19 protein-coding genes are annotated in these 12,681 nt (G+C 67.2%); 18 read left to right on the forward strand and 1 reads right to left on the reverse strand.

What is annotated here, in order from left to right; translation table 11 throughout:
* Positions 1-34: 34 nt before the first annotated feature.
* Both fusA and tuf read left to right on the forward strand, forming a co-directional pair.
* Entirely contained in the window at positions 35-2,146 is a 2,112-nt protein-coding gene (fusA, locus tag EHW97_RS00475; protein ID WP_124235215.1) for an elongation factor G, read from the forward strand.
* A 92-nt stretch (positions 2,147-2,238) separates the two neighbouring features.
* Entirely contained in the window at positions 2,239-3,432 is a 1,194-nt protein-coding gene (tuf, locus tag EHW97_RS00480) for an elongation factor Tu (RefSeq protein ID WP_124235216.1), read from the forward strand.
* Between the two features lie 92 nt (positions 3,433-3,524).
* On the opposite strand, the gene EHW97_RS00485 is transcribed toward tuf, so the two are convergent.
* The gene (locus EHW97_RS00485; RefSeq protein WP_124235217.1) at positions 3,525-3,707 is read right to left on the reverse strand and encodes a carbon storage regulator; all 183 of its coding nucleotides are present in this window, start codon (positions 3,705-3,707) and stop codon (positions 3,525-3,527) included.
* A gap of 129 nt (positions 3,708-3,836) precedes the next feature.
* On the opposite strand from EHW97_RS00485, the gene EHW97_RS00490 reads away from it, so the two are divergent.
* The 16 genes from EHW97_RS00490 (at position 3,837) to rplX (ending at position 12,678) form a co-directional block, all read left to right on the forward strand.
* Complete coding sequence (locus EHW97_RS00490; RefSeq protein WP_124235218.1) at positions 3,837-4,751, forward strand: cation diffusion facilitator family transporter; 915 nt, start codon at positions 3,837-3,839, stop codon at positions 4,749-4,751.
* A gap of 499 nt (positions 4,752-5,250) precedes the next feature.
* A complete protein-coding gene (locus tag EHW97_RS00495; RefSeq protein WP_124235219.1) occupies positions 5,251-5,424 on the forward strand; it encodes an ATP-binding protein in 174 nt (57 codons plus the stop codon).
* On the forward strand, positions 5,421-6,110 hold the full coding sequence (locus tag EHW97_RS00500) for a helix-turn-helix domain-containing protein (protein WP_124235220.1): 690 nt from the start codon (positions 5,421-5,423) through the stop codon (positions 6,108-6,110). Before EHW97_RS00495 ends, EHW97_RS00500 begins: the two co-directional genes overlap by 4 nt.
* A 313-nt stretch (positions 6,111-6,423) precedes the next feature.
* Positions 6,424-6,732 (forward strand): 30S ribosomal protein S10, encoded by a 309-nt coding sequence (gene rpsJ, locus EHW97_RS00505; protein WP_087624403.1) that lies wholly within the window; start codon positions 6,424-6,426, stop codon positions 6,730-6,732.
* Between the two features lie 19 nt (positions 6,733-6,751).
* The gene (gene rplC / locus EHW97_RS00510) at positions 6,752-7,402 is read left to right on the forward strand and encodes a 50S ribosomal protein L3 (RefSeq protein ID WP_124235221.1); all 651 of its coding nucleotides are present in this window, start codon (positions 6,752-6,754) and stop codon (positions 7,400-7,402) included.
* Positions 7,399-8,349, forward strand: a complete 951-nt coding sequence (gene rplD / locus EHW97_RS00515; protein WP_378079920.1) for a 50S ribosomal protein L4, sunset domain variant — start codon at positions 7,399-7,401, stop codon at positions 8,347-8,349. The genes rplC and rplD overlap by 4 nt, the downstream gene beginning before the upstream one ends.
* The gene (gene rplW / locus EHW97_RS00520; RefSeq protein WP_121793497.1) at positions 8,349-8,651 is read left to right on the forward strand and encodes a 50S ribosomal protein L23; all 303 of its coding nucleotides are present in this window, start codon (positions 8,349-8,351) and stop codon (positions 8,649-8,651) included. The genes rplD and rplW overlap by 1 nt, the downstream gene beginning before the upstream one ends.
* A 16-nt stretch (positions 8,652-8,667) precedes the next feature.
* A complete protein-coding gene (gene rplB / locus EHW97_RS00525) occupies positions 8,668-9,498 on the forward strand; it encodes a 50S ribosomal protein L2 (protein ID WP_124235223.1) in 831 nt (276 codons plus the stop codon).
* 15 nt (positions 9,499-9,513) lie between these two features.
* Entirely contained in the window at positions 9,514-9,795 is a 282-nt protein-coding gene (rpsS, locus tag EHW97_RS00530) for a 30S ribosomal protein S19 (protein ID WP_121793499.1), read from the forward strand.
* Positions 9,792-10,217, forward strand: coding sequence for a 50S ribosomal protein L22 (gene rplV, locus EHW97_RS00535; RefSeq protein WP_124235224.1), 426 nt, complete (start codon positions 9,792-9,794; stop codon positions 10,215-10,217). Before rpsS ends, rplV begins: the two co-directional genes overlap by 4 nt.
* Positions 10,217-11,020 (forward strand): 30S ribosomal protein S3, encoded by an 804-nt coding sequence (rpsC, locus tag EHW97_RS00540; RefSeq protein ID WP_124235225.1) that lies wholly within the window; start codon positions 10,217-10,219, stop codon positions 11,018-11,020. Before rplV ends, rpsC begins: the two co-directional genes overlap by 1 nt.
* Positions 11,020-11,439 (forward strand): 50S ribosomal protein L16, encoded by a 420-nt coding sequence (rplP, locus tag EHW97_RS00545; RefSeq protein ID WP_121793502.1) that lies wholly within the window; start codon positions 11,020-11,022, stop codon positions 11,437-11,439. The genes rpsC and rplP overlap by 1 nt, the downstream gene beginning before the upstream one ends.
* Entirely contained in the window at positions 11,439-11,666 is a 228-nt protein-coding gene (gene rpmC / locus EHW97_RS00550) for a 50S ribosomal protein L29 (protein ID WP_124235226.1), read from the forward strand. The genes rplP and rpmC overlap by 1 nt, the downstream gene beginning before the upstream one ends.
* The gene (gene rpsQ / locus EHW97_RS00555) at positions 11,663-11,944 is read left to right on the forward strand and encodes a 30S ribosomal protein S17 (RefSeq protein WP_124235227.1); all 282 of its coding nucleotides are present in this window, start codon (positions 11,663-11,665) and stop codon (positions 11,942-11,944) included. The genes rpmC and rpsQ overlap by 4 nt, the downstream gene beginning before the upstream one ends.
* A gap of 10 nt (positions 11,945-11,954) precedes the next feature.
* Entirely contained in the window at positions 11,955-12,323 is a 369-nt protein-coding gene (rplN, locus tag EHW97_RS00560; RefSeq protein WP_121793505.1) for a 50S ribosomal protein L14, read from the forward strand.
* Between the two features lies 1 nt (position 12,324).
* Complete coding sequence (rplX, locus tag EHW97_RS00565) at positions 12,325-12,678, forward strand: 50S ribosomal protein L24 (protein WP_124235228.1); 354 nt, start codon at positions 12,325-12,327, stop codon at positions 12,676-12,678.
* Positions 12,679-12,681 lie beyond the last annotated feature (3 nt).

Below are 12,681 nucleotides of genomic sequence, written 5' to 3' on the forward strand. Positions count from 1 at the left end.
GCTCGCAGCGACCTCTCACAATCCGAAGGTTTTCATGGCTACTGACATCACCACCGACCTCAAGCGCGTCCGCAACATCGGCATCATGGCGCACATCGATGCCGGAAAGACCACCACCACCGAGCGCATCCTCTTCTACACCGGTATCAATCACAAGATCGGTGAGACCCACGAGGGCGGCGCCACGATGGACTGGATGGAGCAGGAGCAGGAGCGCGGCATCACCATCACGTCCGCAGCGACGACCTGCTGGTGGAAGAACCACCAGATCAACATCATCGACACCCCCGGCCACGTCGACTTCACGGTCGAGGTCGAGCGCTCGCTGCGCGTCCTCGACGGCGCCGTCGCGGTGTTCGACGGTGTCGCCGGCGTCGAGCCGCAGTCCGAGACCGTCTGGCGTCAGGCCGACAAGTACGGCGTCCCGCGCATGTGCTTCGTCAACAAGCTCGACCGCACCGGTGCGTCGTTCGACTTCTGCGTCAAGACCATCCGCGAGCGCCTCGGCGCGACGCCGCTGGTCCTGCAGCTTCCGATCGGTGCGGAGGCCGACTTCCTCGGTGTCGTCGACCTCGTCGGCATGCGTGCCCTGACGTGGCGCGGCGAGACCTCCATCGGTGAGGACTACGAGGTCGAGGAGATCCCGGCCGAGCTCGCTGACGCGGCCGCGGAGGCGCGTGAGGCTCTGCTCGAGACCCTCGCGGACGTCGACGACGAGATCGCCGAGCTCTACCTCGAGGGTGAGGACATCAGCGTCGAGCAGCTCAAGGCCGCGATCCGTCGCGCCACGCTGTCCACCTCGCTGAATCCCGTCCTGTGCGGCACGGCCTTCAAGAACAAGGGCGTGCAGCCGCTGCTGGACGCGGTCGTCGACTACCTCCCGTCGCCCATCGACATCGGTTCGGTCAAGGGCCACAAGCCCGGCAACGAGGACGTCGAGGACACGCGTGAGCCGTCCGAGGAGTCGCCGTTCTCGGCCCTCGCGTTCAAGATCGCCGCCGACCCGCACCTGGGCAAGCTGACCTTCGTGCGCGTCTATTCCGGCCGGCTCGAGGCGGGCACCCAGGTGCTCAACGTCACCAAGGGCCGCAAGGAGCGGATCGGCAAGATCTACCAGATGCACGCCAACAAGCGTGAGGAGATCGCGTCGGTGGGTGCCGGTCAGATCGTCGCTGTCATGGGCCTCAAGGACACCACGACCGGTGAGACCCTCGCCGATGCGAGTAAGCCGATCGTCCTGGAGTCGATGACCTTCCCCGATCCGGTGATCGAGGTCGCCATCGAGCCCAAGACCAAGGGTGACCAGGAGAAGCTCGGCGTCGCGATCCAGCGTCTGGCGGAGGAGGATCCGACCTTCCAGGTTCACACCGACGAGGAGACGGGCCAGACCATCATCAAGGGCATGGGCGAGCTCCACCTCGACATCCTGGTCGACCGCATGAAGCGCGAGTTCCGCGTCGAGGCCAACGTCGGCAAGCCCCAGGTCGCCTACCGCGAGACCATCAAGAAGAAGGTCGAAGGCGTCAGCTACACGCACAAGAAGCAGACCGGTGGCTCGGGCCAGTTCGCCAAGGTCGTCATGGGCATCGAGCCGATCGGCGCGATCGTCGGTGGCGAGGGCGGCTACGAGTTCGTCAACGAGGTCACCGGCGGCCGCGTGCCGAAGGAGTACATCCCCTCGGTCGACGCCGGTGCGCAGGACGCCATGCAGTTCGGTGTCCTCGCCGGCTACCCGATGGTCGACGTCAAGGTGACGCTCGAGGACGGCGCGTACCACGACGTCGACTCCTCCGAGCTCGCGTTCAAGCTCGCCGGTTCGATGGCGTTCAAGGAGGCGGCGCGCAAGGCCAACCCGGTCCTGCTCGAGCCCATGTTCGCTGTCGAGGTCACGACGCCCGAGGACTACATGGGCGATGTGATCGGCGACCTCAACTCCCGCCGTGGACAGGTTCAGTCCATGGAGGAGGGATACGGCGGAGCCAAGCTGATCAAGGCTCTGGTGCCGCTGTCCGAGATGTTCGGGTACGTCGGTGACCTGCGGTCCAAGACCTCGGGCCGTGCGTCGTACTCGATGCAGTTTGACTCTTACGCCGAGGTTCCGAAGGCCGTGGCCGAAGAGATCATCAAGAAGGCCCGCGGCGAGTAACAGCGGACCATCGAATAGGGTGGCCTGAGGTACTCGTCATCGGGTGACCACACGGCGTTCAACAGCAACAATCAATCCAGGAGGAGCCCCAAGTGGCTAAGGCGAAGTTCGAGCGGACCAAGCCGCACATGAACATCGGCACCATCGGTCACATCGACCACGGCAAGACCACCTTGACCGCGGCGATCACCAAGGTGCTGCACGACAAGTACCCCGACCTGAACGACGACTACGCGTTCGACGCGATCGACAAGGCGCCCGAAGAGAAGCAGCGCGGCATCACCATCTCGATCTCGCACGTCGAGTACCAGACGGAGAACCGCCACTACGCGCACGTCGACTGCCCCGGTCACGCTGACTACGTCAAGAACATGATCACGGGTGCGGCGCAGATGGACGGCGCCATCCTCGTGGTGGCCGCCACCGACGGCCCCATGCCGCAGACGCGTGAGCACGTCCTCCTGGCCCGCCAGGTCGGTGTGCCGGCGATGGTCGTCGCGCTCAACAAGTGCGACATGGTCGACGACGAGGAGATCCTCGAGCTCGTCGAGCTCGAAGTCCGTGAGCTCCTCAACGAGCAGGAGTTCGACGGCGACAACGTCCCGGTCGTCAAGGTCGCCGCTCACCCGGCGCTCCAGGGCGATGCCAAGTGGGGCGAGTCGATCATCGAGCTGATGAACGCCGTCGACGAGTACATCCCGCTGCCCCCGCGTGAGACGGACAAGCCGTTCCTCATGCCGGTCGAGGACGTCTTCACGATCACCGGTCGTGGCACTGTGATCACCGGCCGTATCGAGCGCGGCATCGTCAAGGTGAACGACACGGTCGACATCGTCGGTATCCGCGACGAGAAGCAGACCACCACCGTCACCGGCATCGAGATGTTCCGCAAGCTCCTCGACGAGGGCCAGGCGGGCGAGAACGTCGGTCTGCTCCTGCGTGGTACGAAGCGCGAGGACGTGGAGCGCGGAATGGTCGTGATCCAGCCCGGTTCGACGACTCCCCACACGGAGTTCGAGGGCCAGGTCTACATCCTGTCCAAGGACGAGGGTGGCCGTCACACGCCGTTCTTCAACAACTACCGTCCGCAGTTCTACTTCCGCACTACGGACGTCACCGGCGTCGTCACGCTGCCTGAGGGCACCGAGATGGTCATGCCCGGCGACAACACCGAGATGAGCGTTCAGCTGATCCAGCCGATCGCCATGGAAGAGGGTCTGCGCTTCGCGATCCGCGAGGGTGGCCGCACCGTCGGCGCCGGTCGCGTCACGAAGATCATCAAGTGAGTCTCTGACTCTCGACGAAAGAACCCCCGGGCCTCGGCCCGGGGGTTCTTTCGTTGTCGTGGGGGAGCGCCAGCGACCGCAGCCGCGTCGCCTCAGGGGTCGCGGCGCAGGGCGGCGCGGAGGGAGTCGACCTGGTCGGGTGCCGGGGAGGCCTCGTCGCGGTTGCTGTCCTGCAGTTCGACGAGCAGTTCGGCGCGGTTCACCGGCACCGAGCCTGGCGCGTCGATGCCGATCCGCACCACATCGTCCTTGACTTCCAGTACCGTGACGGTGATTTCGTCGCACCTGTCCCGCGTGACGTGCGGAGTGCCCGCACCGCCGCCCCGCGCGAACGGTTCTCAATGGCGTCCTTTTGCTGGGACGGCGGCTCGTGAATTACGCAACGTCGGCCTAGCCTTATTCACATGAGTCATGGTCACCACCACGGCAGCGGCGTCCAGCATCGAGGACGGCTGGCCATGGTGCTCCTCATCGCGCTGGTGGTCTTCGTCGTCCAGGTGGTCGTCGCGGCGCTCACCGGCAGCCTCGCGCTCTTCGCCGACGCCGGCCACGTGCTGACCGACGCGGTCGGCGTGGCGATGGCGCTCATCGCGATCACCGTCGGCCGGCGCGGGGGAGGGCCGGCCGCGCGATCCTCCTACGGCTTCCATCGCGCCGAGGTGCTCGCCGCCGGCGCGAACGGGCTCATCCTGCTCGGATTGTGCGTCGCGATCGTCATCGGTGCGGTGCGCCGGCTCTCGGCACCGGTCGAGATCGACGGCGGGCTCGTGCTCGCGGCCGGCGCCGTGGGCCTCGCGGCCAACATCGTGGCGCTGCTGTTACTGCGCGACGGAGCGAGCGAGAACCTCAACGTGCGCGGCGCCTATCTGGAGGTGCTCGGCGACGCGCTGGGCTCTGTCGCGGTCCTCGTCGCGGCCGGTGTCATCGTGCTGACCGGATGGAGCCAGGCCGACCCCGTCGCCTCTCTGGTCATCGCAGCGCTCATCGTTCCGCGCGCCGTCTCGTTGCTGCGCGAGGTGGGCGAGGTGCTCCTCGAATCGACGCCGCGCGACGTCGACCTCGCCGAGTTGCGCGAGCATCTGATGGGGGCGGAGGGCGTCGTCGACGTGCACGACCTCCACGTCTGGACCATCACGTCGGGGATGCCGGTCATGAGCGCGCACATCGTGGTCGACGACGACGTGGCCGCGATGGGAGACGCCCAGGCCGTCCTCGGCCGTCTTCACGGCTGTCTCTCCGAGCACTTCGACGTCGAACACTCGACTCTGCAGATCGAGACGCGGGGTCATGCCGAGACCGAGGCCCACGTCCACCACTGAGCACGAAAACGACGACGGTGGCCCAACCCCCCGAGAGTTCGGCCACCGTCGTCGTGTCCGCCCGGCCGGGCGGAAGTCTGGTCAGGCAGTCGGCAGTGCGACGGTCCAGATCTGCTCGTCGATCTGCTCGTCGCTGCCGATGACGCTCGCCGCCATCCGCTTGTACTCCAGCTGGTAGGCGTCGGAGCGGGTGTTGACCTGGAACGCGATCCAGCCCGTGGCCTGCTCGCCAGGCGCTGACGCCCTCCCACGGGGTCAGCCACCGGAAGGTCGCCGACGAACACCGCGACTGCGCCACGCTCGCCGAGGTCGTCCGTCGTGGTTGTCTCGGCTTCGAGGACCTGCCGATGGAGACCGTCGCCGACACTGCGGTCACGATCCGGATCGCGCCGGAGTGTGCTAAGGCCATCGCCGCGGCACTCCAGAGCCTGCTGCTCAACGTCCGCCTCCACGCTCACGCCAGTCACGTGGTGGTGCATGCGGAGGAGGACGAACGGCGTTGGACGATCACGGTGACGACGATGGTCGCGGTTTCCGGCCGGTGCCGGAGACCTTCGGCGTCGGCCTCGCTGAGGTGGTCGTCGGGGCTCTCGCGCGGCACGGGGTCGCCGTCGAGGTGGATTCGGCACCCGGTCTCGGGACCAGCGTCAGCATCACGGGGGCGACGCCATGACGGTCCGCGCTGTGGTGGTCGATGACTCGACCGTCATCAGGAACTCCCTGCTCGACCTCTTGCCCGGTATCACCTCGGTCGGGACCTTCGCCACGGTCGAGGACATGCTCGCCGCCGAGTTGCCCGACCACGACCTGGTGATCCTCGATCTCCACCTCGCCAACTCCGGACAGCCCGACGTGCGGCAGGGAGTCGCAGCGGTCCGCTCGGTGGCCCAGGCCGGACATCGCGTGTGCCTCTACACGCAGGAGGAGCGACCGTTCGTGCTGGCATCCTGCCTCATGGCAGGTGCCCGGGGCATGGTCTCCAAGGCGTCGTCGCTCGAGGCGGCGGAAGCGGCCTTCCGTGATGTCGCTGCCGGTGAGCTGGTCGCCCCGGCTCGCGTCCTCGGGCTGCTCGATGTGCTGACCCGACGGCGCAGCCGCAGTTTCATCGGCCCGCGCCAGCGTGAGGTGCTCGTCGGTCGCGCGCGGGGGCTCACCTACGCCCAGTTGAGCCGCAAGCTGTTCCTGTCCGAGTCCACGCTCCGCGGGTACTGGCGCGAGCTGACGACCCAGATCTGCGCCTACCTGGAGGAGACGTCCCCCGCGGACATCGAACGTGCCCTCGGGTTGGCGCCGGGCGACCTCGTCGACCTCGACGGACCACGAGAGGTTGTCGACGGGGGAGTGACCGAACGCACGTAGGGGCCCGATTTGTGTTCGCCCCCCTCGGTCTGTCAAGATAGACAAGTTGCCTCGGCATGGTCGCGGTGACGTCTGCGCTCAGGAATCTCACGCCTGGTCCCAGTGCGGACGTCGGACCCGAGTCCATGCTTGTCCGGCGAGCCGAACCCGTCAGGGGGCGGCACCGGTCCAACCACCTAACTCGAGAAGTGTGTGACATCTGCGCGCGGAAGCGGCGCGACACGCCCGACCTCGGGGGACGGAGGGGAGCAACGGAACTCCTCCCAGCCGGGGGCGAGTGAAGCGAAGACGAACGTAAAGGACGAGCAAGAGCATGGCGGGACAGAAAATCCGTATCCGGCTCAAGGCCTACGACCACGAGGTCATCGACTCGTCGGCGAAGAAGATCGTCGACACCGTGACCCGCACCGGCGCGAAGGTGGCCGGCCCCGTGCCGCTGCCCACGGAGAAGAACGTGTTCTGCGTGATCCGTTCGCCGCACAAGTACAAGGACAGCCGCGAGCACTTCGAGATGCGTACCCACAAGCGGCTCATCGACATCATCGACCCGACGCCGAAGACCGTCGATTCGCTCATGCGTCTCGATCTCCCGGCCGGCGTCGACATCGAGATCAAGCTCTGACGTAGGGAGAACGCACGCTATGAGCAGCACTGCCACCGCACGCGGCCTCCTGGGCCGCAAGATCGGCATGACCCAGGTCTGGGATGCCGACGGCCGCATCGTCCCCGTCACGGTGCTCAGCGCCGACACCAACGTCGTCACGCAGATCCGTACCCGCGAGACCGACGGCTACAGCGCCGTCCAGATCGGGTTCGGCGAGATCGACGGCCGCAAGGTCAACAAGCCGCTGGCCGGCCACTTCGCGAAGGCCGGCGTCACGCCGCGCCGCCACGTGGTCGAGATCCGCACCGAGGCCGTCGGCGACTACACGCTCGGCCAGGAGATCACCCCGGACATCTTCTCCGCGGGCGACAAGGTCGACGTGACCGCCACCAGCAAGGGCAAGGGCTTCGCCGGCGTCATGAAGCGTCACGGCTTCGCCGGCGTCTCGGCCTCGCACGGCGCCCACCGCAACCACCGCAAGCCGGGGTCGATCGGCGGCTGCGCCACCCCCGGTCGCGTGTTCAAGGGTCTGCGTATGGCCGGCCACATGGGCACCGACACGGTGACCACCCAGAACCTCACCGTCCACTCGGTCGACGTCGAGAAGGGAGTCGTCCTGGTCAAGGGCGCCGTCCCGGGCCCCAAGGGCGCGCTCGTCGTCATCCGCAACGCCGCGAAGGGAGCCTGAACATGGCGAAGACGCTTGACGTCGATCTTCCCGTCGACATCTTCGACGTGCAGGTGAACGTCCCTCTCATCCACCAGGTCGTCACCGCGCAGCTCGCTGCCGCCCGCCAGGGCACGCACGACACCAAGACGCGCGGCGAGGTTGCCGGCGGCGGCAAGAAGCCGTACCGCCAGAAGGGCACCGGTCGCGCCCGCCAGGGCTCGATCCGCGCGCCGCAGTTCGCCGGCGGTGGCACGGTTCACGGCCCGACGCCGCGCAAGTACGACCAGCGCACCAACAAGAAGATGAAGGCCGCCGCCCTGCGCGGTGCGCTCTCCGATCGCGCCCGCAGCGGCCGTCTCCACGTCGTGGAGTCGCTCGTCGCCGGTGACGCGCCGTCCACCAAGGCCGCGCTCGCCGCGCTGCGCGAGCTCACCGCTCGTCCGCGCGTGCTGGTCGTCGTCGACCGTGGCGACGAGCTCACGGTCAAGAGCCTGCGCAATGCCGAGGCGATCGCCCTCATCGAGTTCGACCAGCTCAACACGTACGACGTGCTGCTGGCCGACGACGTGGTGTTCACCAAGGCCGCGTACGACGCGTTCGTCGCCGCCCGCTCCGCCGAGGGCGTCGCCACGCTCAAGCTGAGCGAGCTGGCCACCGAGGCTCCGGCTCCGGCCGCGCAGCCGAAGGCCGCCAAGTCCCCGGCTCCCGCCAAGGAGACGAAGACCGCGGAGGCCACCGAGGCTCCGAAGGGCGCCACCAAGACCCAGCCGTACGGCCCGGGCTCGAAGGCTCCGCTGGCGAGCGGCAACGCTCCCAAGGGCCACGAGATCAAGGGTGCCGCCGACAAGACGTACGTCGTGCCGGGTGCCGAGGGCTACGACGCCGTCACGCCCGAGGTCTGGTTCGACACCGCCGAGTCCGCCGAAGCCGCCGGGTTCAGCCCGGCTCAGGAGGAGAGCAACTGATGAGCACCCTGCACTCGCATGCGCGTGACGTCATCATCGCGCCGGTTGTGAGCGAGAAGAGCTACAACCTGCTCGACGACAACAAGTACACGTTCGTGGTTCACCCCGACGCGAACAAGACGCAGATCAAGATCGCCGTCGAGGAGATCTTCGGCGTCAAGGTCACGTCGGTGAACACGATCAACCGCAAGGGCAAGACCCGCCGCACCCGCAACGGCATCGGCAAGCGCAAGGACGTCAAGCGCGCGATCGTCAGTGTGGCGCCCGGTCAGAGCATCGACATCTTCTCGAGCCCGAGCTGAGACGAGGACCAAACTCATGGCTATTCGCAAGTACAAGCCGACCACCCCGGGCCGTCGTGGCTCGAGCGTGGCCGACTTCGCCGAGATCACCCGCACGACGCCCGAGAAGTCGCTGCTCGAGCCGCTGCCCAAGAAGGGCGGTCGCAACAACCAGGGCCGCATCACCACCCGTCACCAGGGTGGCGGTCACAAGCGCGCCTACCGCATCATCGACTTCCGTCGTTACGACAAGGACGGCGTGCCGGCCAAGGTCGCGCACATCGAGTACGACCCCAACCGCACCGCGCGCATCGCACTGTTGCACTACGCCGACGGCGAGAAGCGCTACATCATCGCGCCGGAGGGTCTGCGTCAGGGCATGACGGTCGAGGCCGGCCCGCAGGCCGACATCAAGCCGGGCAACAACCTGCCGCTGCGCAACATCCCGGTCGGTACGGTCATCCACGCGATCGAGCTGCGTCCCGGTGGCGGAGCCAAGCTCGGCCGCTCGGCCGGCGCTCGCGTGCAGCTGGTCGCCCGTGAGGGCAACCGCGCGCAGCTGCGTCTGCCTTCGGGCGAGATGCGCTACGTCGACGTGCGCTGCCGCGCCAGCATCGGCGAGGTGGGCAACTCCGAGCAGTCCAACATCAACTGGGGCAAGGCGGGCCGCAACCGCTGGAAGGGCAAGCGCCCGACCGTGCGCGGCGTCGTGATGAACCCGATCGACCACCCGCACGGCGGTGGCGAGGGCAAGACCTCCGGTGGCCGTCACCCGGTCTCGCCGTGGGGCAAGCCGGAGGGCCGCACGCGTAAGCGCAAGGCCAGCGACCAGATGATCGTCCGCCGACGCAAGTCCGGCAAGCGGTAAGGAAGGACCTGACACATGCCGCGCAGTCTCAAGAAGGGTCCGTTCGTCGACGACCACCTGGCCAAGAAGGTGGACGCGCAGAACGAGGCCGGAACCCACAACGTGATCAAGACGTGGTCGCGTCGCTCGATGATCCTGCCGTCCTTCATCGGACACACGATCGCCGTGCACGACGGCCGCAAGCACGTGCCGGTGTTCATCACCGACTCGATGGTGGGACACAAGCTGGGCGAGTTCGCCCCGACCCGCACGTTCCGTGGCCATGAGAAGGACGACCGAAAGGCGAAGAGGCGATGAGTGCAGCTACTCGCGACAACATCAGCGCTCGCCGTGAGCGCCTGCTGGGCGACGCGCCCGGCGCGTTCGCCGTGGCCCGCTTCGTGCGCGTGACCCCGCAGAAGGCTCGCCGCGTGGCGAACCTGGTTCGCGGCGCGAACGTCGAGGACGCGCTCGCCACCTTGCGGTTCGCGCCGCAGGCCGTGGCCGAGAACTTCTACAAGCTCGTCGAGTCGGCCGTCGCGAACGCCGAGACCACCGAGGGTCTCGACCGTTCCGACCTCGTCGTGACCCAGGTCATGGTGGACGAGGGCCCGACCATGAAGCGTTGGCGTCCGCGCGCCAAGGGTGCGGCCAACCGCATCCTCAAGCGCACGAGCCACCTCACGGTCGTGGTCCAGCCGAGCGACTCCGTTACTACCACGAAGGGCGGGAACCGCTAGTGGGACAGAAGATCAACCCGCACGGGTTCCGACTGGGCATCTCCACGGATCACAAGAGCCGTTGGTACGCCGACAAGCTGTACTCCAGCTACGTCGGTGAGGACGTCAAGATCCGCCGGATGCTGACCAAGGGCATGGACCGTGCCGGCATCAGCAAGGTCGAGATCGAGCGCACGCGTGACCGTGTCCGCGTCGACATCCACACCGCGCGTCCGGGCATCGTCATCGGCCGCCGTGGCGCCGAGGCCGACCGCATCCGCGGCGACCTCGAGAAGCTCACGGGCAAGCAGGTCCAGCTCAACATCCTCGAGGTCAAGCAGCCCGAGATGGATGCGCAGCTGGTCGCCCAGGGCGTCGCCGAGCAGCTCAGCGGCCGTGTGCAGTTCCGCCGCGCCATGCGCAAGGCCATGCAGACGACGATGCGCGCCGGTGCCAAGGGCATCCGTATCCAGTGCTCGGGTCGCCTCGGTGGCGCCGAGATGAGCCGCTCGGAGTTCTACCGCGAGGGCCGCGTGCCCCTGCACACGCTCCGCGCGGACGTCGACTACGGCTTCTACGAGGCCAAGACGACCTTCGGCCGCATCGGCGTGAAGGTCTGGATCTACAAGGGCGAGGTCGCCGGCACCCGCGCCGAGCGTGAGGCCGAGGCGGCCAAGCGCGCGGCTGCCCCCGGCAGCCGCCGTCCGGGCCGTGGTGGCGCCAACCGCCGTCCGGCTCGTGGTGGCCAGCAGACGCCCGCCAACCAGGACGCGGCCGCGTCGGCTCCCGCCGAGGCTGCGGCTCCCCAGGGAGGGACGAACTGATGTTGATGCCCCGCAGGGTCAAGTACCGCAAGCAGCACCACCCCAAGCGGCGTGGCATGGCCAAGGGCGGCACGGAGCTCGCGTTCGGTGAGTACGGCATCCAGGCCGTCGAGGGCCACTACGTGACCAACCGCCAGATCGAGTCGGCGCGTATCGCGATGACTCGTCACATCAAGCGTGGCGGCAAGGTGTGGATCAACATCTACCCCGACCGCCCGCTGACCAAGAAGCCCGCCGAGACCCGCATGGGTTCGGGTAAGGGCTCGCCCGAGTGGTGGGTCGCCAACGTCAAGCCCGGACGCGTCATGTTCGAGCTGTCCGGTGTGTCCGAAGAGGTCGCCCGCGAGGCGATGCGCCGCGCCATTCACAAGCTGCCGATGAAGGCTCGCTTCATCAGCCGAGAGACAGGAGACCTGTGATGTCGAAGACGACAGCCGCAGAGCTGCGCGGTCTCAGCGCCGATGACCTGTCGGCGAAGCTGAAGGAGGCGAAGGAGGAGCTGTTCAACCTGCGCTTCCAGAACGCCACCGGCCAGCTCGACAACACGGCCCGCCTCCGTACCGTGCGTCGCGAGATCGCCCGCATCTACACCGTGATCCGTGAGCGTGAGCTCGGCATCATCGAGGAAGTCGAGACGAAGGCATGAGCGACAAGAAGGAAACGACCGTGAGCGAGCGTTCCACCCGCAAGGTCCGCGAGGGCTACGTGGTGAGCGACAAGATGGACAAGACCGTCGTGGTCAGCATCGAGGACCGTATCAAGCACCCGCTGTACGGCAAGGTGATGCGCCGCAACATCAAGCTCAAGGCTCACGACGAGGCCAACGCTGCCGGCGTCGGCGACCGCGTCCTCCTTGCGGAGACGCGTCCGCTGTCGGCGACCAAGCGCTGGCGGGTCGTGGAGATCCTCGAGAAGGCCAAGTAGGAGACAAGCGATGATTCAGCAGGAGTCGCGACTCAAGGTCGCCGACAACACCGGTGCCAAGGAGATCTTGTGCATCCGCGTGCTCGGTGGCTCGGGTCGGCGCTACGCCGGCATCGGCGACACGATCGTCGCCACGGTCAAGGACGCGATCCCCGGCGGCAACGTCAAGAAGGGCGACGTCGTCAAGGCGGTCATCGTCCGCACGGTGAAGGAGCGCCGTCGTCCGGACGGTTCCTACATCAAGTTCGACGAGAACGCCGCCGTGATCCTCAAGAACGATGGTGACCCGCGTGGCACCCGCATCTTCGGCCCCGTGGGCCGCGAGCTGCGGGAGAAGAAGTTCATGCGCATCATCTCGCTCGCTCCGGAGGTGCTCTGAGATGGCAAGCATTCGTAAGGGTGACCAGGTCAAGGTCATCGCTGGCAAGGACAAGGGCGTCGAGGGCAAGGTCATCGAGGTCCTGTCCGACAGCGACCGCGTGATCGTCGAGGGCGTCAACCGCGTCAAGAAGCACCGCCGCGCCACGCAGGCCGGCGCCGAGGGCGGCATCATCACCGCCGAGGCGCCGATCCACGTGTCGAACGTGATGCTCGTGGTCGACGTCGACGGCGAGAAGACCACGACGCGCGTGGGCTACCGCCGCGACAAGGTCGAGAAGACCCGTCCGGACGGGTCCACCTATGAGGCGGAGCGCAGCGTGCGCGTCGCCACCAAGACCGGAAAGGAGATCTGAGCC

Origin of the sequence: Aeromicrobium camelliae, assembly GCF_003850045.1 — a bacterium.
In the GTDB taxonomy this organism is placed as follows: domain Bacteria; phylum Actinomycetota; class Actinomycetes; order Propionibacteriales; family Nocardioidaceae; genus Aeromicrobium; species Aeromicrobium camelliae.

Bases quoted from the DNA above. Each gene is read 5' to 3' on its own strand.
- fusA (WP_124235215.1), top strand. From the start codon at position 35: ATGGCTACTGACATCACCACCGACCTCAAGCGCGTCCGCAACATCGGC.
- EHW97_RS00490 (WP_124235218.1), top strand. From the start codon at position 3,837: ATGAGTCATGGTCACCACCACGGCAGCGGCGTCCAGCATCGAGGACGG.
- EHW97_RS00500 (WP_124235220.1), top strand. From the start codon at position 5,421: ATGACGGTCCGCGCTGTGGTGGTCGATGACTCGACCGTCATCAGGAAC.
- rpsJ (WP_087624403.1), top strand. From the start codon at position 6,424: ATGGCGGGACAGAAAATCCGTATCCGGCTCAAGGCCTACGACCACGAG.
- rplC (WP_124235221.1), top strand. From the start codon at position 6,752: ATGAGCAGCACTGCCACCGCACGCGGCCTCCTGGGCCGCAAGATCGGC.
- rplW (WP_121793497.1), top strand. From the start codon at position 8,349: ATGAGCACCCTGCACTCGCATGCGCGTGACGTCATCATCGCGCCGGTT.
- rplB (WP_124235223.1), top strand. From the start codon at position 8,668: ATGGCTATTCGCAAGTACAAGCCGACCACCCCGGGCCGTCGTGGCTCG.
- rpsS (WP_121793499.1), top strand. From the start codon at position 9,514: ATGCCGCGCAGTCTCAAGAAGGGTCCGTTCGTCGACGACCACCTGGCC.
- rplV (WP_124235224.1), top strand. From the start codon at position 9,792: ATGAGTGCAGCTACTCGCGACAACATCAGCGCTCGCCGTGAGCGCCTG.
- rplP (WP_121793502.1), top strand. From the start codon at position 11,020: ATGTTGATGCCCCGCAGGGTCAAGTACCGCAAGCAGCACCACCCCAAG.
- rpmC (WP_124235226.1), top strand. From the start codon at position 11,439: ATGTCGAAGACGACAGCCGCAGAGCTGCGCGGTCTCAGCGCCGATGAC.
- rpsQ (WP_124235227.1), top strand. From the start codon at position 11,663: ATGAGCGACAAGAAGGAAACGACCGTGAGCGAGCGTTCCACCCGCAAG.
- rplN (WP_121793505.1), top strand. From the start codon at position 11,955: ATGATTCAGCAGGAGTCGCGACTCAAGGTCGCCGACAACACCGGTGCC.
- rplX (WP_124235228.1), top strand. From the start codon at position 12,325: ATGGCAAGCATTCGTAAGGGTGACCAGGTCAAGGTCATCGCTGGCAAG.